We start from the raw sequence: 18161 nt of genomic DNA on the forward strand, positions 1-18161 counted from the left end.
CTCAGGCGGTGGCTCAGGCGGTGGCCTGGATGGCGTCGGCGACCACGTTCATCAGCCGGTCGAGGTCCTCGCGCTCGCTGATGAAATGCGGCCCGAACTGCAGCGTGTCGCCGCCGAAGCGGACGTAGTAGCCCGCCTTCCAGCAATGCATGGCGATCTCATAGGGGCGGCGCGCCGGTTCGCCCGGCAGGGCCGCGATCTGCACCGCACCGCAAAGCCCGTAGTTGCGGATGTCGGTGACGTGTTTCAGCCCCTTCAGCCCGTGCAGCACCGTCTCGAAATGGGGGGCAAGATCCGCCGCCTTTTCGGCCAGCTTCTCCCGCTCGAACAGATCCAGCGCGGCGAGGCCGGCGGCGCAGGCGACGGGGTGGGCGGAGTAGGTGTAGCCGTGCGGGAACTCCACCATGTAGCCGGCGCCGCCGTTGTCCATGAAGGTCTGGTAGATCTCATGGCTGGCGACCACGGCGCCCATCGGCACCGCGCCGTTGGTCAGGCCCTTGGCGACGTTCATGATGTCGGGCACCACGCCGAAGGCGTCGGCGCCGAAGGCGGTGCCCATGCGCCCGAAGCCGGTGATGACCTCGTCGAAGATCAGCAGGATGTTGTGCTTGTCGCACAGCTCGCGCAGCCGCTTCAGATAGCCCTTGGGCGGCGGCAGCACACCCGCCGAACCGGCCAGCGGCTCCACGATCACCGCGGCGATGTTGGAGGCGTCGTGCAGGGCGACCAGTTCCTCCAGCGCGTCGGCCAGTTCGGCGCCCTGCTCCGGCAGGCCCTTGGTGAAGGCGTTCTGCGGCAGCAGCGTGTGCGGCAGATGGTCGGCCTCGACGCCCGAGCCGAACAGCTTGCGGTTGCCGCCGATGCCGCCCAGGCTGATGCCGCCGAAATTGACGCCGTGATAGCCCTTGGACCGCCCGATCAGCTTGGTCTTCGTCGGCTGGCCCTTCAGGCGCCAATAGGCACGGGCCATCTTCAGCGAGGTGTCGGTGGCCTCCGACCCCGAATTGACGAAGAACACATGGTCCAGCCCGGCGGGCGTCATGGAGGCCAGCTTGTGCGCCAGCTTGAAGGCGGCGGGATGGCCGAACTGGAAGGCCGGGCTGTAGTCCAGCTCGGCGATCTGGCGGGCGACGGCCTCGCTGATTTCGCGGCGGCTGTGCCCGGCGCCGCAGCACCACAGGCCGGACAGGCTGTCATAGATCTTCCGCCCCTCGGCGTCCCAGTACCAGGCGCCTTCCGCGCGGGCGATCAGGCGCGGGTTGCCCTTGAACTCCCGGTTCGCCGTGAAGGGCATCCAGTGGGCGTCCAGCTCCTCGCGCGTCAGTCCGGCGGTCGGGGCGGCTCCGGTCTTCTGGTTCTCGTCCAGCGGCGGCATCGGGCAATTCCTGCTGAGTGGGGTCGTCGTCGGAAAACAGTGTGCGCGGAGCCTTGGTTGCGGTTAAATCCAAACCATTCAAACTTTACGCAAGCGCCCGCTTACCTATCCATGAGCAAGCAAGCCCGTCCCCTCAGCGGCCTCAACGACGCCGACCTGCGCCTGCTGCGCGTCTTCAAGACGGTGGTGGAATGCGGCGGCTTTTCCGCGGCGGAGGTGGAGCTGAACATCAGCCGCGCCGCGATCAGCCTGCACATGGCGGATCTGGAACGGCGGCTGGGGTTGCGCCTGTGCCGGCGCGGGCGGGCAGGATTCCTGCTGACCGACGAGGGGCGGCTGGCCTACGAGGCGGCGCTGCGCCTGTTCGCCGGGCTGGAGAGCTTCCGCAGCGAGATCAACGCCGCTCACGGGCGGCTGCGCGGGGAATTGAACATCGGCATCACCGACAACCTTGTCACGATGCCGAAGATGCGCGTGACCGACGCCCTGCGCGGCCTGAAGCAGCAGGGGCCGGAGGTGCGGGTGAACATCCGCATGATCCCGCCCAACGAGATCGAACGCGGCGTGCTGGACGGGCGGCTGCATGTCGGCGTGGTGCCGGCGCGGCGCGCCCTGCCCGGCCTGGACCGCTACCCGCTGTACCAGGAGGAATCACGCCTCTATTGCGGGCGCGGCCACCCGCTGTTCGACCGGGACGGGGTGTCCGACGAGGCCGTGGAAACCGCCGACGCGGTGGCCCCGACCGAAGCGCAGCAGGTGCCGGAGGCGGCGGGGGTGCAGCAGGCGCTGACCACCACCGCCACCGCGACCGACCGCGAGGGCGTGGCCTTCCTGATCCTGACCGGCTGCTACGTCGGGTTCCTGCCGACGCATTACGCGCGGCAATGGGTGGAGCGCGGGGCGATGCGCGCCCTGCTGCCCGACCGCTTCCGCTACGCCCAGGCGTTCCAGGCGGTCACCAAGAAGGGCGCCCAGCCGAATCTGGTGCTGGAGCGGTTTCTCGAATTGTTGAGGCGGACGGGGGTGGAGGGGTGAAGCCGCTTGCCCCCTCCCTAACCCTCACCCCTTCCTCACCGCCTTCTCCAGCACGGCGAGCAGCAGCACCTCGCAGCCGGCGGCGCACCATTCCGGGGTGGCGTCCTCCACCTCGTTGTGGCTGATGCCGTCCACGCAGGGGATGAACACCATCGCCGTCGGCGCCACGCGGGCGACGTAGCAGGCGTCGTGCCCCGCGCCCGACACCATGTCGCGCCAGGAATGGCCGGTGCGCTCCACGCCCTTGCGGACCGCGGCGACGCAGGACTCCTCGAAGCGGACCGGGGCGTAGTAGAAGATCTGCTCCATCTCCGCGTCCAGCATCGTCTCCGCCGCGATGCGCGCCACCTCGGCCCGCAGTTCGGCATCCATCCGCGCCAGAACGGCGTCGTCGGGATGGCGGAAGTCCACCGTGAAGAAGACGCGCCCCGGAATGACGTTGCGCGAGTTCGGGTGGATCTGCATCAGCCCCACCGTGGCGCAGGCGCCGGGCTGGTGCGTGAAGCCGATGCGGTTCACCGCCTCGACCACGCGGGCGGCACCGACCAGGGCGTCCTTGCGGCGCGCCATCGGGGTGGGGCCGGCGTGGGCCTCCTGCCCGGTCAGGGTGATCTCGTACCAGCGCTGGCCCTGGGCGTCGGTGACCACGCCGATGGTCTTGCCCTCGGCCTCCAGGATCGGTCCCTGCTCGATGTGGGCCTCGAAATAGGCGGTCAGCGGACGGTTGCCGACGGGGGCGTCGCCGGCGTAGCCGATGCGGGCAAGCTCCTCGCCCACGGTCCTGCCGTCCATGTCGGCGCGCGACAGGCCGTATTCCAGATCGAATTCCCCGGCGAAGACGCCGGACGCGACCATGGACGGGGCGAAGCGGGTGCCCTCCTCGTTGGTCCAGACGGCGACCTCGACCGGCGCGTCGGTCTCGTAATTCAGGTCGTTCAGGCTGCGGATGACCTCAAGGCCGGCGAGCACGCCGTACACGCCGTCGAACCGCCCGCCGGTCGGCTGGGTGTCGAGATGGCTGCCCATCAGCACCGGCGGCAGGTCGGGATCGCGGCCCGGACGGCGGGCGAAGATGTTGCCGATCCGGTCGACGGTGACGGTGCAGCCGGCCTCCTCGCACCAGCGCACGAACAGGTCGCGGCCTTCCTTGTCCAGGTCGGTCAGGGCGAGGCGGCAGACGCCGCCCTTCGGCGTCGCGCCGATCGTCGCCATGTCCATCAGGCTCTGCCACAGGCGGGAGCCGTTGATCGTCAGGTTCGGCGGTAGGCTGTCCATGATGTCGGTTCGTCCCTTGGGAGCGTTTCAGACGGAGATCGGCGATGGCAATCGCGTGTGAGATCCCCTCTCCCCCCTGGGGAGAGGGTTGTCCGGCGAACGGGTCAGACGGCGGCGGGAACGGCGGCACAGGCGCGCACGCAGCGGGCCATGCGGCCCGGCTCCAGCCAGGTTTCGGGGGGCGGTGCCGCGGTGCAGGCGGCCTCCGCGTAGGCGCAGCGCGGGGCGTAGGCGCAGCCCGGCGGCAGCGCCGTCAGGTCGGGCGGCGCGCCGGGAATGGCCTCCAGCGCATGGCCGCGCATGTTGCCGTGCACGGTGGAGGACATCAGCCCCGCGGTGTAGGGATGCTGCGGCGTCTTCAACACCTGCCGGGCGGTGCCCAGTTCGACGAAGCGGCCCGCGTACATCACGGCGATGCGGTCGGCGGTCTCCGCCGCCACGCCCATGTCGTGGGTCACCATGATGACGGCCATGTTCAGTTCGGCCTGAAGCTGGCGCAGCAGCAGAAGGATCTGCATCTGCACCGTGGCGTCCAGCGCCGTGGTCGGCTCGTCGGCCAGCAGCAGGGCCGGGTTGCAGCTCAGCGCGAGCGCGATCATCGCGCGCTGGCGCATGCCGCCGGACATCTCGTGAGGGTAGGCTTTCAGGCGGCGCTTGGCAGAGGGGATCTGCACCCGCTCCAGCAGGTCGAGCGCACGGCGCTCCGCGTCGGCGAAGCTCACGCCCTCGTGGCGGACGATGGTTTCGGCGATCTGGTGGCCGATGGTGTAGACAGGGTCCAGCGCCAGCATCGGTTCCTGGAAGACCATGGAGATGGCCTTGCCGCGCAGCCGCTCCATGCGGCGTTCCGGCAGGGTGTAGACATCCTCCCCGTTCAGCAGGACCGTGCCGCCGATGCGGCTGCGCCGTTCGGGAAGCAGCCGCATCAGGGCGCGCAGGGTCACGCTCTTGCCCGATCCGGACTCGCCCAGCAGGCACAGCACCTCGCCGCGCTTCAGGGTGAAATCAACGCCGTTGATGGCGCTGGCGGTGCCGCGCTCCGTCCGGAATGAGACGGTCAGGCCGGAGACGGACAGGAGCGGCGTGTTGTCGTCAGGCATAGGCGTGGGCCTCCGGATGGCCGGATGCGGAATCGTGCAGATGGCAGGCGACGATGTGGCCGCCGCCCAGATCCATCGGGACCGGCTCCCGCTCCGCGCAGACGCCGGTGGCGTGCGGGCAGCGCGTGCGGAAACGGCAGCCGGACGGCGGGTTGATCGGGTTGGGCGGGTCGCCCTGGAGCGGGGCCGCCGCGGTGCGCTCGTCCGGGTCCATGGACAGCCGGGCGGAGAACAGCGCCCGTGTGTAGGGGTGCGCCGGACGGCCGTAGATGGCCTCCACCGGCCCGACCTCCGCCACCTTGCCCAGATACATCACCAGCACGCGGTCGGAGATGTAGTGGACCACGTTCAGGTCGTGCGAGATGAAGATGTAGGTGAGGTCGAGCTGGCGCTTCAGCTCCACCAGCAGGTTGAGGACCTGCGCCTCCACCGACTTGTCGAGCGCCGACACCGCCTCGTCCAGGATGACGAGGCGCGGGCGCAGCGCCAGCGCGCGGGCGATGTTCACCCGCTGGCGCTGGCCGCCCGACAGCTCGTGCGGGTAGCGGCCCATGAAGGTGCCGGGGTCCAGCCCGACGCGGCCCAGCAGGTCGCCGGCCACCGCCGTCGCGTCGCGCCGCGACACGCCGTGCACCATCGGGGCGAAGGCCAGGCTGTCAGCGATGGTCAGGCGCGGGTTCAGCGAGGCGTAGCTGTCCTGGAAGACCATCTGCATGCGGCGGCGCAGCTCGCGCAAGCTGAGGCCGCTGCGGGTGCCGACCGTCTCGCCGTCGAAGACGATGTCGCCGCCGTCGGGTTCGATCAGGCGCATCAGCAGGCGCGCGGTGGTGGACTTGCCGCAGCCGGACTCGCCGACCACGCCCAGGGTTTCCCCCTTGGCGACGGAAAAGCTCACGCCGTCCACCGCGCGGGCCACCGGCTTCGGCCCGGTCAGGCCGCCGCGCACCGGGAAATGCTTGGTCAGGTTTCCCACCGACAGGAGCGGCTGTTGCGGCCCGCCGATGTCGGGAACGGGGTCGAGACGGTGCAGGGACGTCACAGCTTCACCTCCATGGCGGTGCGCAGCCCGTCGCTGGCGAGGTTGCAGCAGATCGAGGTCAGGAAGATCAGCGCGCCGGGCAGCACCGCCACCCAGGGCTGGACATAGATGGCTTGGCGCAGCGTGTTCAGCATCAGGCCCCATTCCGCCTGCGGCGGCTCCACCCCCAGCCCGAGGAAGCTGAGTCCGGAGGCCAGGATGATGCTGACGCTGATCAGGCTGGAGGCGTAGACGAAGATCGGCCCCAGCACGTTGGGCAGCAGATGCACACGGATGATGGTCAGGCTTCCCGCCCCCGACGCGCGGGCGGCGTCCACAAAGTCGAGGCCGCGCACCTGGGTCGTCACCGTCTCGGCGATGCGGGCCAGCGGCGGGATGAAGACGATGGTCAGCGCCACGATGGCGTTGGTCAGGCCGGAACCGAGCGCGCCGGAGATGGCGACGGCCAGCAGCACGGACGGGAAGGCGTAGAGCACGTCCATGGTGCGCATGATCGCCATGTTCAGCCGCCCGCCGAAGAAGCCGGCGACGATGCCCAGCAGCCCGCCGATGGCAAGCGCGTTCAGCACCGGTGTGATGCCCATGACCAGCGACATCCGCCCGCCGTAAAGCAGGCGCGAGAGCATGTCGCGGCCCAGCTCGTCCGTGCCCAGCGGGTGGTTCGGCGTGCCGATGGGCTTCAGCCGGCGGATCATGCTGGTCTTGTAGGGATCGGCGGGGGCCAGCAGGTCGGCGAAGACCGCGGACAGCACGATCGCCAGCAGCAGCGCGAGGCAGGCCATGGTGACGGGATCGCGGCGCAGGCGCCGGCCCACCATGGTCCAGTAGCCGGGCGAGCGCGCCGCCTTCGGCTTGGCGGGAAAGGAAGGTTTGGCGGCCGTTGCTTCCAAGAGAATTCTCCGTCGGTCGGGCCGGGATCAGGAGCGGCGCATGCGCGGGTCGAGCGCCGCCTGCGCAATGTCCACCAGGAGGTTCAGCAGCACGAAGAAGAGGCCGAGCATCAGGATGGTGCCCTGAAGCAGCGGGATGTCGCGCTTGAAGATCGCCTCGTTCAGCAGGAAGCCGGTGCCGGGCCAGGAGAACACCGTTTCGATCAGGATCGAGCCGCCCAGCAGGTAGCCGAACTGGAGGCCGAGCACCGAGACCACCGTCGGCGCCACGTTGCGCACGACATGGCGCAGCACCGGGCCGCGGCCCAGCCCCTTGGCGCGCAGCGCCTGGACGAACTCCTGGTGCAGCACGTCGGCCACCGTGGCGCGGACGGAGCGGGCGACGATGCCCATGGGGATCACCGACATGGTGATGACCGGCAGCACCGCGTGGGCCAGATGCTCCCCGGTGAAGCCCCAGCCGGCGGCCCCGCCGGGGGCCATGCCCATGGCCGGCAGCAGGTTCAGCTCCACCGACAGGACGATGACCAGCACCATGCCCAGCCAGTAATGCGGCACGCTGACGCCGATCAGCGTCAGGATGGTGGCGAAGCGGTCCACGAGGCCGCCGCGGTGCCAGCCGGCCAGCGCCCCCAGCAGCGTGCCGCTGGTGAAGCCGACGAGCGCCGCGCCGATGGACAGCACCAGCGTGTTGGCCAGCGCGCGACCCAGATCCGCCGCGACGGGCCGCCCGGTCGCCACCGACTGGCCGAGGTCGCCGGTCAGCACATGGCCGAGATAGATCAGGTATTGGATCGGCAGGGGCTGGTCGAAGCCGTAGGCGCGGCGGAGCTGTTCCACCACCTCCGCCGGTGCGTCGGGGCCGACGACGGCGTTCAGCGGGTCGCCCGGCGCGATGTGCACCAGCCCGAACACCAGCAGCGTCACGCCGAGCGCGATCGGCACGATGTAGAGGATGCGGCGCAGGATGTACGTGAACATGGCGGGTCTCCGCGTTGCGGGGGTGCGCATTGCCCCCACCCCGGCCCTCCCCCGCTGACGCAGGGGAGGGTTAGGGAGAGGGCAAAACGCCGCCGGCGCCTTACTGCACCGTGACCGGCGACAGGTCGAGGAACCAGTTCTGCGCCTGGACGAAGCCCTTGACCTTCGGCGACAGGGCGCGCGGCGCCACGTCGTGGACGACCCAGACGAACAGGGCGTCGTCCACCATCTTCGCGTGGATCTGGCCCAGGATCTCGTCCTGCGCGGCCTTGTCGAAGGTGTTCTGGGCCTTGGCGGCCAGCGCGTCCATCGCCGGGTCGGCGTAGAAGCCCCAGTTCACGCCGTTCGGGGCGTGCAGGTCGCTCTTCACGAAGCGGACGAAGGCGTTGAACGGATCGACCGTGGCGTAGCTGAAGTTGATGATGGAGGCCCCGGCGTTCTGCTCCGCCTTGGCACCGGCGCGCCAGCGGTTGATGAGCGAGGTGATCTCCATGACCTCGAACTCAAGCTCGATGCCGATCTCCTTCAGGTTCTGCTGGATGAACTCGTTCATCGGCAGCGGCAGCATCTGGCCCGACCCGCTGGGGGAGATGATCGCCTTCGCCTTGACCGGCTTGCCTGGGCCGTAGCCGGCTTCGGCCATCAGCTTCTTGGCGGCGGCGAGGTCGTACTTGATGTCGAAGCTCGGCTTGCCGTACCACGCGCTGCCCGGCACCACATGGCCCTTGGCCGGAACGGCGTAGCCGCCGAGAAGCTCGGTCAGCCCCTCGCGGTCGATGGCGAGGTTGGCGGCCTTGCGGACGCGGACGTCGTTCCACGGGCTGTCCGGCAGGCGGCTGAGGTGGTACGGCCAGATGTGCGGGTAGGGGTTGGAGGAGATCTGCATCCCCGACGACTTCAGGCGCGGGATGGTGTCGGGCGGCGGCGCCTCGACCACGTCCACCTGACCGGACAGCAGGGCGGCGGTGCGGGTGTTGGCCTCCGGCATCGGGATCAGCACCAGCTTGTCCAGCTTCGGCACGCGGGCGGTGTCCCAATACGCCTTGTTCGCTGCCAGCTCGGCGCGTTCGCGCGGCACCAGCTTCTCCAGCTTGAACGGGCCGGTGCCTGAGGGCTGGGCGGCGAACTTCGCCCAATCCTTGCCCACCGCCTCATACTGGGCCGGGCTGGCCATCAGGATGAAGGAGAGCTGGTAGGGCAGGAAGCTGTCCGGCGTCTTGGTCGTGAACTCGATGGTCAGGTCGTCCACCACCTTGTAGGAGGCGATGGAGGCGGCGCGGAAGCCGACCAGCGACGCCTGCCGCGCGTCGAAATGCGGCGCGTCCTTGTTCAGCAGCTTGTCGAAGTTCCAGGCCACCGCCTTGGCGTCGAAGGCCGAGCCGTCGTGGAACTTGACGCCGGGGCGCAGCTTGAAGGTCCACTTGGTGGTGTCCTTCGGGTCGGCCTCCCAGCTCAGCGCGAGGCCCGGCTTGATGGCCGACGGCTTGTCCGCCGTGGACAGGTCCCAATTCACCAGACCGTCGTACATGGTGTAGCCGGCGAAGCGGAAACCTTCGAAGCCGTTGTCCGGCGAGCCGTGGGTCAGCGGGATGTCGGCGGCGGTCATGCCGATGCGCAGGGTGCCCTGCGCCTGGGCGGTGGCCGGGGCGAAGGCGGCGGCGGACAAGGCGATGGCGGCGGCGCCGGCCAGAACGAGGCGCCGTGAGAAGGTGAACGTCATGTCGAGCGTCTCCCTGAGGGGGCGATGGGCTGGGCGTCAGGAAATGGCGGAACCCGGTGCGGTGATGGTCGCGATGGCCTCCGCGGCCTTGGCCGCGGCGGCGAGGAGGAGCCGGTCCGACCCCGCCGCCCCAACGAGCGACAGGCCGACCGGCGCGCCGCCGATGCGGACGGCGGGAATGCTCACTTGCGGCACCCCGGCCAGACCCGCCGGGCAGGTCAGCCGCTGCGCGCGGAAACGGTAGGCTTCCAGCGTCTCCTGCGGGTCGTCGCGGAAGGGCGGCGGGGCCGGCACGGTGGGCAGGACGGCCAGGACACCGCCGGCCAGGGTGCCGCGCAGATGCGCCGTGACCGCCGTGCGGACGGCCTGGGCCGGAACCGTGGCGTGCTCCGGCAGGTCCAGCGCGGCCTGGAAGCGCGCGGCGAGGCCGGGGCCGAAGGCCGGGCGGGTGGTGCGCATCCAGTCGCCGTGGACGCGCTTCAGCTCGGCCATGGTCAGCAGGCGGGTGGCCTCGAAGGCGTCGGCCAGCGGCAGCGGCGCCAGCGCGCCGTCCCGCGCGATCAGGCCGAAGGCCGTCTCCAGAGCGGCGAGCAGCGGCACGAAGGCGTCCCGGATCTCCGGGTCGGCCTCCGCGAAGGCGTCCCCGGCGACGATCAGGCCGGTCACCGTTTCCGGCGTCCCCGCCGCGTCCGGCGGCAGGAGCACGTCGCCCAGCGCCGCCAGCGTCGCCGCGTCGCGGGCGAACCAGCCCACCGCGTCGAAGCTGGGGGCCAGGGGAACGATGCCCTCGCCGGAGATGACGCCATGGGTCGGGCGGATGCCGAACAGGCCGCAATGGCTGGCCGGGACGCGCACCGACCCACCCGTGTCGGTGCCCAGCGCCACATCCACCGCCCCGCCGGCCACCGCCGACGCCGAGCCGTTGGAGGAGCCGCCCGGCACGCGGTCGGGGGCGGCGCTGTTCAGCGGAGTCCCGTAATGGAAATTCCGCCCGTTCAGGCTGAAGGCCAGCTCGTCCGTGTGGACGATGCCGCGCACCGAGGCCCCGGCGCCGAGCAGAGCCTGCACCGCGGCGGCGTGGCGCGGCTCCGGCGCGTGGGTGCGCTTCCAGTCTGGGTTTCCGGCGCCGGTCACGCGCCCGGCGGTGGCGTAGAGATCCTTCACCGCAAAGGTCAGCCCGGCGAGCGGGCCGTCCGGGGCGCCGTCGATCCGCAGATCCGGTTCGATGAAGGCGTTGAGGGCATCGGTCATGGACTTCCCCTCGGGACAAAAGGCGGTGGGTGACGCGCTCCGGCGCTGTCTCCCGTGCCCTTACGAGACCAGCGGCAACGGGTCCGCGTCAACAGAAATCTGAAACGTCTGTTTCAGATTTTTCCTTGAAAGGACCGCCTGTTTCATTGGCGGCTTGCCTGTGAAATAAGCAGACGCCCCCCGAAGGGGTGCGGCGGAAGGAATGCGCCATGGTCCAGCACCCGCAAACCATGCACCCACACGGCGTCGATGCCCTGCGGCGGGACCAGCGGATTGAAATAATCATTCATTTCCCGCACCCGATCCCAATCGATCAGTACAAGGGAGGCGTCCGCCCCCTCTCTCAGCACCGGGTCGGGCAGGCGCAGGAAGCGGCAGGGCATGGTGGCCATGCGGTAGACGATCTCCTGCATGGGTATGCCCATTTCACGGGCAAGGCGCAGCGCCTTGGGAAAAGCGCCGATGGAGCGCGGGTGCGGTTTCTGCCCCGGTCCGGGCATCAGGCCGTCGGTGCAGATCGCCATGGTCGGGCGGCGGAAGAAGCGTTCCACCGTCAGGTCGTTGCCGTAATGGGTGATGATCCCGATCTCGGCCTCGTTGTCGGTGTAGAAATCGAACACGGCGTCGAAGGCGGCGCGCGACTCCAGATCGGCGGCTCCCCGTGCGCGGGCCACGTCGCCCAGACGCTTGCCCAGGAAGGCGTCGCCCACCCCCTCCTTCACCCCGGCGATCTGGATGCCCTCCAGCCCGCCGCAGAAATCGACGAAATTGTCCCAGCCGGTGGTGTCGCCGCGCATGCGCTGGAACAGCGCGCCGCGCACCGAACGGTCGCGCAGCCGCGCCACGAACTCCGCCCGCGTCCCGGCCCGGATCTCCGGCGGGAAGATGGCGTCCCCGGTCGTGGAGCCGGCGGTGTAGGGGTACATGTTCTCGATGGTCGGCACGCTGGACGCGGCGTCGGCCAGCATGCCCTCCAGCGCGCCGATCTTCTCGTAGTTGCGCCGCCCGGCGATTTTGGAATGCTCGTTGCCGTAGCCGCCGCCGCCGTCCACCGCGGCCTCCAGCACCTCGCGCAGCGATTCCAGGATCATGTCGCTTTCGGAGCGCAGATGCGGAAACAGCGCGCCCGGCTTCACCTCGTTGAAGGCGCGGACCAGCGCGGTGATCTCCCGCTGGTCGGAATAGACCGCCGGGTTGTAGACCAGCCCGGTGGACAGGCCGAGCGTCCAGGGCGCCTCCCGCCGCACCACCGCGGCCATGGCCTCGACCTCGGAATCGGTGGCGACGCGGGCGAGGTTGCTCATCACCACCCGGCGCACCGCGCTGTGCCCCAGATAGAGCCCCATGTCGGTGACCGAGCGCCCCTGGTGCCAGGCGAAGAACTCCGCGACGGAGGACCAGCACCACTCGCCGTCCACCGCGCCGTCCAGCGGCTTGAGCTGGGCGGCGTACTCGCTGCGCTGGGCCTCCGCCACCGGGGCGGGCGACAGGCCGTCCACGCCGCAGATGCGCTTGGTCACCCCGCCAAGCAGGGCCATCTCGCAGGACAGCGGCATCCCCTGCGCGCCGACCCGCGTGCCGCCCAACGCCCCGTGGTTGTGCATGTCCACGAAGCCGGGGGCCAGCGCCCTCCCCTCCGCCTCCAGCACATGGTCGGCGGTCTGGGCATCGGTCAGCGGGACGGCGCCCAGCCGGACGATGCGGTCGTCCTCGATCAGCACATCCCCGGCGAAGGGCTCGGTCAGCCCGTCGCCGTTGACGATCAGGGCGTCGCGGATCAGTTCGCGCATGCGGCGGCCCTCACCTCATCGGCGCTCCGCCCGACGATGGCGGCGTAGAGATCCGGATCGGTGTCGCCCTCGCTGCCGAACAGCAGGATGCGGGAATCCGGCCCCAACCCCAGTTCCTTCCCCGCCCCGGCGCCCAGCGCGCAGAGCAGGCCCGCCAGCCCGGCCACGGCGGACTCCCCCGCCACCAGCGGGCGGTCGCCGCCGGTGCCCGCCGCCAGCAGGCGCATGGCCTCGCGGGCCGCGTCGTCGGTGACGGTCTGGAAGGCGTCGGCCCCGGCCTCCAGGATCGTCCAGGCCAGCAGGGAGACCTCGCCGCAGGCCAGACCGGCCATGATGGTGCCCAGATCGCCCGTCACCGTGGCGGGGCGCCCGGCCCTGGCGCTCTCGTACAGGCAGGCGGCCTTGTCCGGCTCCACCACGATCAGGCGCGGGCGGTCCGGCCCCCAGCGCTCCCACAGATGGCCGCAGACGGCGGCGGCCAGCCCGCCGACACCCGCCTGGATGAAGACGTGGGTCGGGCGCTCCCCGGCGGGAAGCTGCTCCACCACCTCCTGCACCATGACGGTGTAGCCCTGCATCACGTCACGGGGCACGTCCATGTAGCCGTCGTAGGAGGTGTCGGAGACGACCAGCCAGCCGTTCGCCGCGGCGTCCGCCCCGGCCCGCCGCACCGCGTCGTCGTAATTGCCTTCGGTGCGCACCACCTCCGCCCCGAAGGCGGCGATGGCGTCGCGGCGCCCGTCGCTGACCGTGGCGTGGATGTAGATGACGCAGCCGCAGCCGAAGGTCTTCGCTCCCCAGGCGACGGAGCGCCCATGGTTGCCGTCGGTGGCGCAGGTGACGGTGATCGCCGACACCACGCTGCGGTGACGGCCCGCCAGCAGGTCCGCGGCGCTGGGTTCCGGCCCGCCGGTGCGCGCCGCCACCTCCGCCGCCAGCAGGCGGAACACCGCGTAGGCCCCGCCCAGCGCCTTGAAGCTGCCGAGCCCGAAGCGCCCGCCCTCGTCCTTGTACCACAGGCGCCCGACCCCCGCCGCCGCCGCCAGCCCCGGCAGGGCGGCCAGCGGGGTCGGGGCGTAGCCGGGCCACGCGGCGATGGCGCGCCGTGCGGTGGCGTGCGCCTCCAGGCTCAGCACCCGCCGCCGCTCCGCCCCGTAGGAGGCTTGGCGGTCGGCGCGCGGGTTGTGGTAAAGGGCGGTCGGGTGGAGCAGCGGTGATCCGGGCATCGGGAATTCTGCCTTGTTGGCCTGCGGTTCGCCGTTAAGGCAAACCCCCGCCGGCCCCGCCGTCAACAGAAATATGAACCATGCGTTTCTTGCGTATCAAAATTCGCAACGACTGTTTCATAGTGAGGATGCATGACCGGAACGGAGCCCATGGACGGAGCCACGCCCAGCATCGAGCGGCGCATCCTCGACCTGCATGACCAGTTCACCGCCAGCGAGAAGAAGCTCGCCAAGGTGGTTCTGGAATGCCAGGACAACCTCGCCGGCTATTCCGCGACGGAGTTGGCCGACCGGGCCGGCGTGTCCAAGGCGACCGCCGTCCGCTTCTTCCGCCGCCTCGGCTACGAGAGCTACAACGCGGCCCGCGTGCAGGCGCGCGACGGCGGTGACGGCGGCTCGCCGCTCAGCGATTTCCTGGAATCGGAGCCGGCCCGCGCCGCGGCGGGGAACATCGGGGCGCATCTCGGCCAGGATTTGCAGAACCTGACGCGGACGCTGGAGGGCATGCGCTCCGACACGCTGAACGAGGCGGTGACGGCGCTGGCCGAGGCGGAGCGGATCTGGGTGATCGGCTTCCGCAATTCCCGCACGCTGGCGGTGTACGCCCATGCCCTGCTGTCGCAACTGAAGCCGGACGTACGGCTGGCCCCCGGCGGCGCCCTGTCGCTGGCCGAGGAGATGGTGGACGTCGGCCCCCGCGACGTGGTGCTGGCCATCGGTTTCCGGCGGCGGTTGCAGGCCCTGCTGGACGCGCTGGCCATCGCGCGGGAGGGCGGAGCGCGCTCCATCCTGCTGACCGACCCGACCGCGGTGCGCAGCGCCGGCATGGCCGACATCGTTCTGCGCTGCTACACCCGCAGCGTGACGCTGTTCGATTCCTACGTCGCCCCGATGAGCCTGCTGAACCACCTGTTCAGCCGCGTGGTCACCACCATGGGCGATCCGGCGGTGGAGCGGATGGACCGCGTCGAGCGGATGCACGGGCGCCTGATGACCTTCGCCCTGCGCGACGAGGAGGAGTAAGGGTGGGGTGGGAGGCCCCCGAAAATCGGGGGGATTTCCATTGACGCCGGGCCATCCGCGCGCCACCGTAATTGGGGGGAACACGAACAAAGAACAGGCGGGAGAACGCGGCCATGGTGATGCTGACCGAACAGTTCGTCATCGACTATCTGCTGTTCGCCGCCGTCCTGCTCACCGTCACCTGCTCGCTGCTCGGCAGCCTGTTCCTCAGCGCGCTCAGCCGTCAGGCGGGCGCGTTGCCGCGCCTGCTGCTGTGGGGCGTCCCGGCGACGCTGCTCAGCACCGCCCTGTGGTCGCTGGCGATGCCGCCGGACCGGGCGCTGATCGTCGGAGCGGCGACCGCCGGGGCGACTCTCGCCGGGCAGCATCTCCTGCCCTTCGGGCCGGTCGGCGAGGCCGGCCGCTGGTCATGGGACGCGCTGCTGTTCCGCGGCCTGTCCTGGACCGGACGGACCGCCCTGATGCTGACCCCCGCCGTGTGGCTCGGCGGCATGCCGCCCTGGATTTTGTGGTTCGCCCTGGCTGGGGCCGTCAACGCGGCCATCTTCGCCCTGTGCCAGTTGCGCGGCACCGACCCGGCGCTTCGCCGGTCGGTGGAGCAGGGCGACGTTCTGTGGGGCGGTTCCCAGGGCGCCGTTCTGGGCGGCCTTCCGGCCTTTCTGATGCTGCTGTGAGGCCACGACCCCGCAATCGCCGCGGCGCACGCAGGACTCTTCCCAGTGCAGCAGGAGTATCCGCCGGACCTCCCCGATGGTGTGCGGATCGGCCTGGGTCGAATGGCCGGAACGGACGATGAACTCGGATTCCACCCCGGCGATGTGGGCGCTGCTGTATTCCACCACCCCGTCGTCGCCGGTTTCCACCGGCCCGTCGCCGCGCACCGCGATGATCGAATGCGCCTTGATGCCCGGAGCGATGGGGGTGCGCGACAGGTTGCGGACCAGCGGGCTGCCCGGCGTCATGGCGTGGACGCTGCCGAACCCCTGCTGGCGGCGCAACCCGGCGGTGACGCCCTCGGCCTTCCCGATTTCCGTGGTCGCCTTCAGGATGTCGATGGGCATCCGCACCAGGCTGGCGACGAAGTGGCTGATCCGGTTGCCGGCGACGTAGCTGCCGCCGTGCGGCGTGGCGATGAAGACCAGCCGCCTGACCGAGGGCACCGGCTTCACGAACAGGGCGCGGGTCAGCAGGCTGCGGGTGTTCGGATCGACGTCCAGCGCGGCGGGCGGCTTGCTGAAGGCCGCGTTCCAGAAGGCCGGGCCGGAATCGACCGCCGTCAGCTTGGTCAGCAGCCCGCCCTGGCTGTGCCCGATCACCACCATGTCGCGCAGCGCCGGCTCCCGCCCCGCCGGGTCCAGCCCGGCCACCGCCTGCTCCAGCGCCTCGCGCAGCAGCAGCGCGGAATAGACCACCGGGTTGCCGGTCTCGTAGCTGAAGAACCAGAATTGGAAATGGTCGCGGATCTGCGGGTCGCTGGCCAGGTCGTTCAGCATCTCCGCCCAGCGGACCGGGCTGGACGCCGTGCCATGGACGAAGACGACGGGAATGCGTCCGGGCCGGTAGGGCTCCAGCGCCACCAGCCGGGACGGCGAGCGGTCCAGCATGTTGCCGCGCAGGAATCCGCCGAATTCGAACTCCCACACCGGCAGGCCGCTCAGCATGTAGGCGAGCGAGGCGGTGGACTCCGTCTCCAGCGGGACCGGCTGCCGGTCGATCAGGACCGTCTCCGTGTCGGAGGACGGGTACAGTTCCAGCCGTGCGTGCACCGCGCCTGCGGCAAGCTGCGTGCGCGGGTCGGGAATCCGCAGCAGCGCCGTGACCGGCGTCTTGACGCGGGCGGCGACCTGGAAACCCCGGATTTCCGGCCCCGGCGAGGTGCCGGCGGCCAGCGGCGCGCCGATCCCCGGCTGGCGGTAACGGGCGTCCAGCCCCTGGATCTCCAGTTCGGCCACGGGAAAGAAACCGGTCAGCGTCCGCCCGCCCCAGGCCAGCTCCTGCGGGTCGAAGGCCACGTCGAGCTGCCCGAAGGGAAGGCGGTAGGTGGCCTCCCGCACGGCGATCTCCCCCTGCCCCCCTTCCGTGGACAGGCCGGAGGTCAGGCCGCGGTTGTAGAGGTCGGCGGCCAGACGGAAGCGCGGGTCGTACGGGCTGGGCGGCGGCCCCGCCGGTCCCGGAAACAGGAAGGCGTAGGCGTACAGGGCGGCGGCGAGGTAATGGGGGCGTCCGCCCAGGTCGCTCGCGTGGAGGAAGGACATCTCGGCCAGCGCGAACAGCTCGTCGGTCCCGCCCCGCCCGGCGGCGGCCCCAGCGGCGACCTTCGCGTGAAGCTCGGCGATGGCGAGGTCCGGCTGGGCCGTGAAGCGGTCCAGCAGGGACCAGCGGCGCAGCACGTTGCGCGACGGGTCGCTGAGCGCGTCGGCGGTCAGGACGTTCCGGGTCAGTTCCCGATGGACCGAGCCATGGTCCAGATGCTCCACCGTCACCGGCGCGGCGCAGCCCGCCGCCAGGAACGGGAGGAGCGCGAGCGCCAGCCATCGCCGCGTCGTCATGGCCTCCTCCCGATCGCCGCGCCCTACTGCTTCTGGCCCTGTTGCCCGGCCTGGACGCCGCGCTGGTAGGCCGACTGCTCCGACCTCTTGTGATAGTCGTAGACCAGCCCGCCGGCGAGGCCGGTGGCCGCACCGATGGCCGCACCCATCCCGGCGTTGCCGGCGATGGCGCCGATGATGGCACCGCCCGCGGCACCGCCGGTGGTGCCGGTCAGCGCGCGCTGCTGGGTCGGGGACATGTCGGAGCAGCCGGCCAGCGGAACGGCCAGCACAGCGGCCCAGAGAGGCAGGAAACGTGGGATCGGATGGCGGAACATGGCTCGTCTCACCCCAAAGGTTCATGGAATCGGATGCAAAGGGGCTGGCATCAGGCGCGGCACGGGTAGCGCTGCGCCAGATAGCGGAACATCCCCTCGACCGGCGGCGTCTCCATCTGGCTGGGATTCTTCTGCGCCCAGCCGATGAAACCGGCTATGGCCTCGTCGCGCGACGGCTGCGGGTTGGGCGGGCAGAACAGCGGGCGCTTGTTCTCCGCCGCGCTGACGATCTGGTGGTACTGGTAGGCGCCGACCGCGAAGCCGTGGCAGAAATGCAGCGCGGCGATGCCGGTGGTGGTGTTCGGCACCGCCTCGCACAGCCGGACCAGATCGCCGGTCGTGCGGACCTGGAACACCGTCTGAGAGGGACCGTCGGGCGGCGCCCCGGTCGTCTGGGCGAAGGCCGCCGTGACGGCCGCCGAGGCCAGACCGGCGGCCAGCAGGGCCGCGAACGGCGCGGCGAGACGCATCGTCATGTTCTGCTCCCGGAATGGTTCGGACGCGGCGAGGATCGAGCCGCAATCCCGCGCAATTGAGCGCCGGAATCCGCGCGTGCGGAAGGGAGATACGGTAACGAGCCACCGCCCGGC

Annotated in this window: 15 protein-coding genes; 3 read left to right on the top strand and 12 right to left on the bottom strand. The window is 70.5% G+C overall.

What is annotated here, in order from left to right:
- Positions 1 to 13 precede the first annotated feature (13 nt).
- On the bottom strand, positions 14 to 1375 hold the full coding sequence (locus QSG27_RS00410; RefSeq protein ID WP_306703136.1) for an aspartate aminotransferase family protein: 1362 nt from the start codon (positions 1373 to 1375) through the stop codon (positions 14 to 16).
- A 111-nt stretch (positions 1376 to 1486) separates the two neighbouring features.
- Here QSG27_RS00410 and QSG27_RS00415 point away from each other — a divergent pair, with 111 nt between their 5' ends.
- The gene (locus QSG27_RS00415) at positions 1487 to 2410 is read left to right on the top strand and encodes a LysR family transcriptional regulator (protein ID WP_306703137.1); all 924 of its coding nucleotides are present in this window, start codon (positions 1487 to 1489) and stop codon (positions 2408 to 2410) included.
- A 24-nt stretch (positions 2411 to 2434) separates the two neighbouring features.
- Here the strand turns inward: QSG27_RS00415 and QSG27_RS00420 are convergent, their stop codons facing one another.
- The 9 genes from QSG27_RS00420 to QSG27_RS00460 all read right to left on the bottom strand — a co-directional run bounded on the left by QSG27_RS00420 (position 2435) and on the right by QSG27_RS00460 (position 13682).
- Positions 2435 to 3685 (bottom strand): Zn-dependent hydrolase, encoded by a 1251-nt coding sequence (locus tag QSG27_RS00420; protein WP_306703139.1) that lies wholly within the window; start codon positions 3683 to 3685, stop codon positions 2435 to 2437.
- A 104-nt stretch (positions 3686 to 3789) separates the two neighbouring features.
- Complete coding sequence (locus QSG27_RS00425) at positions 3790 to 4785, bottom strand: ABC transporter ATP-binding protein (RefSeq protein ID WP_306703140.1); 996 nt, start codon at positions 4783 to 4785, stop codon at positions 3790 to 3792.
- On the bottom strand, positions 4778 to 5824 hold the full coding sequence (locus QSG27_RS00430; RefSeq protein WP_306703141.1) for an ABC transporter ATP-binding protein: 1047 nt from the start codon (positions 5822 to 5824) through the stop codon (positions 4778 to 4780). Before QSG27_RS00430 ends, QSG27_RS00425 begins: the two co-directional genes overlap by 8 nt.
- A complete protein-coding gene (locus QSG27_RS00435) occupies positions 5821 to 6714 on the bottom strand; it encodes an ABC transporter permease (RefSeq protein ID WP_306703142.1) in 894 nt (297 codons plus the stop codon). Before QSG27_RS00435 ends, QSG27_RS00430 begins: the two co-directional genes overlap by 4 nt.
- A gap of 27 nt (positions 6715 to 6741) precedes the next feature.
- Positions 6742 to 7695 (bottom strand): ABC transporter permease, encoded by a 954-nt coding sequence (locus QSG27_RS00440; protein WP_306703143.1) that lies wholly within the window; start codon positions 7693 to 7695, stop codon positions 6742 to 6744.
- A 100-nt stretch (positions 7696 to 7795) separates the two neighbouring features.
- Positions 7796 to 9415, bottom strand: coding sequence for an ABC transporter substrate-binding protein (locus QSG27_RS00445; protein ID WP_306703144.1), 1620 nt, complete (start codon positions 9413 to 9415; stop codon positions 7796 to 7798).
- Positions 9416 to 9451: 36 nt separating this feature from the next.
- Complete coding sequence (locus QSG27_RS00450; RefSeq protein WP_306703145.1) at positions 9452 to 10666, bottom strand: amidase; 1215 nt, start codon at positions 10664 to 10666, stop codon at positions 9452 to 9454.
- Positions 10667 to 10809: 143 nt separating this feature from the next.
- Complete coding sequence (locus tag QSG27_RS00455) at positions 10810 to 12456, bottom strand: N-acyl-D-amino-acid deacylase family protein (RefSeq protein WP_306703147.1); 1647 nt, start codon at positions 12454 to 12456, stop codon at positions 10810 to 10812.
- Positions 12444 to 13682, bottom strand: coding sequence for a diaminopropionate ammonia-lyase (locus QSG27_RS00460; RefSeq protein ID WP_306703148.1), 1239 nt, complete (start codon positions 13680 to 13682; stop codon positions 12444 to 12446). The genes QSG27_RS00455 and QSG27_RS00460 overlap by 13 nt, the downstream gene beginning before the upstream one ends.
- 150 nt (positions 13683 to 13832) lie before the next feature.
- On the opposite strand from QSG27_RS00460, the gene QSG27_RS00465 reads away from it, so the two are divergent.
- Both QSG27_RS00465 and QSG27_RS00470 read left to right on the top strand, forming a co-directional pair.
- Entirely contained in the window at positions 13833 to 14705 is an 873-nt protein-coding gene (locus QSG27_RS00465) for a MurR/RpiR family transcriptional regulator (RefSeq protein ID WP_306703149.1), read from the top strand.
- Between the two features lie 113 nt (positions 14706 to 14818).
- Positions 14819 to 15379 carry a hypothetical protein gene (locus QSG27_RS00470; protein ID WP_306703150.1) on the top strand — a complete coding sequence of 187 codons (561 nt, stop codon included), beginning with the start codon at positions 14819 to 14821 and terminating at the stop codon, positions 15377 to 15379.
- A gap of 1898 nt (positions 15380 to 17277) precedes the next feature.
- On the opposite strand, the gene QSG27_RS00475 is transcribed toward QSG27_RS00470, so the two are convergent.
- Both QSG27_RS00475 and QSG27_RS00480 read right to left on the bottom strand, forming a co-directional pair.
- Entirely contained in the window at positions 17278 to 17571 is a 294-nt protein-coding gene (locus QSG27_RS00475; protein WP_306703151.1) for a glycine zipper family protein, read from the bottom strand.
- A gap of 50 nt (positions 17572 to 17621) precedes the next feature.
- Positions 17622 to 18047 carry a Rap1a/Tai family immunity protein gene (locus QSG27_RS00480; protein ID WP_306703152.1) on the bottom strand — a complete coding sequence of 142 codons (426 nt, stop codon included), beginning with the start codon at positions 18045 to 18047 and terminating at the stop codon, positions 17622 to 17624.
- Between the last annotated feature and the right edge of the window lie 114 nt (positions 18048 to 18161).

It is taken from the genome of Azospirillum isscasi (assembly GCF_030849505.1).
In the GTDB taxonomy this organism is placed as follows: domain Bacteria; phylum Pseudomonadota; class Alphaproteobacteria; order Azospirillales; family Azospirillaceae; genus Azospirillum; species Azospirillum isscasi.

Bases quoted from the DNA above. Each gene is read 5' to 3' on its own strand.
- QSG27_RS00455 (WP_306703147.1), bottom strand. From the start codon at position 12,456: ATGCGCGAACTGATCCGCGACGCCCTGATCGTCAACGGCGACGGGCTG.
- QSG27_RS00420 (WP_306703139.1), bottom strand. From the start codon at position 3,685: ATGGACAGCCTACCGCCGAACCTGACGATCAACGGCTCCCGCCTGTGG.
- QSG27_RS00450 (WP_306703145.1), bottom strand. From the start codon at position 10,666: ATGACCGATGCCCTCAACGCCTTCATCGAACCGGATCTGCGGATCGAC.
- QSG27_RS00460 (WP_306703148.1), bottom strand. From the start codon at position 13,682: ATGCCCGGATCACCGCTGCTCCACCCGACCGCCCTTTACCACAACCCG.
- QSG27_RS00410 (WP_306703136.1), bottom strand. From the start codon at position 1,375: ATGCCGCCGCTGGACGAGAACCAGAAGACCGGAGCCGCCCCGACCGCC.
- QSG27_RS00465 (WP_306703149.1), top strand. From the start codon at position 13,833: ATGGACGGAGCCACGCCCAGCATCGAGCGGCGCATCCTCGACCTGCAT.
- QSG27_RS00470 (WP_306703150.1), top strand. From the start codon at position 14,819: ATGGTGATGCTGACCGAACAGTTCGTCATCGACTATCTGCTGTTCGCC.
- QSG27_RS00415 (WP_306703137.1), top strand. From the start codon at position 1,487: ATGAGCAAGCAAGCCCGTCCCCTCAGCGGCCTCAACGACGCCGACCTG.
- QSG27_RS00445 (WP_306703144.1), bottom strand. From the start codon at position 9,415: ATGACGTTCACCTTCTCACGGCGCCTCGTTCTGGCCGGCGCCGCCGCC.
- QSG27_RS00475 (WP_306703151.1), bottom strand. From the start codon at position 17,571: ATGTTCCGCCATCCGATCCCACGTTTCCTGCCTCTCTGGGCCGCTGTG.
- QSG27_RS00440 (WP_306703143.1), bottom strand. From the start codon at position 7,695: ATGTTCACGTACATCCTGCGCCGCATCCTCTACATCGTGCCGATCGCG.
- QSG27_RS00425 (WP_306703140.1), bottom strand. From the start codon at position 4,785: ATGCCTGACGACAACACGCCGCTCCTGTCCGTCTCCGGCCTGACCGTC.
- QSG27_RS00480 (WP_306703152.1), bottom strand. From the start codon at position 18,047: ATGACGATGCGTCTCGCCGCGCCGTTCGCGGCCCTGCTGGCCGCCGGT.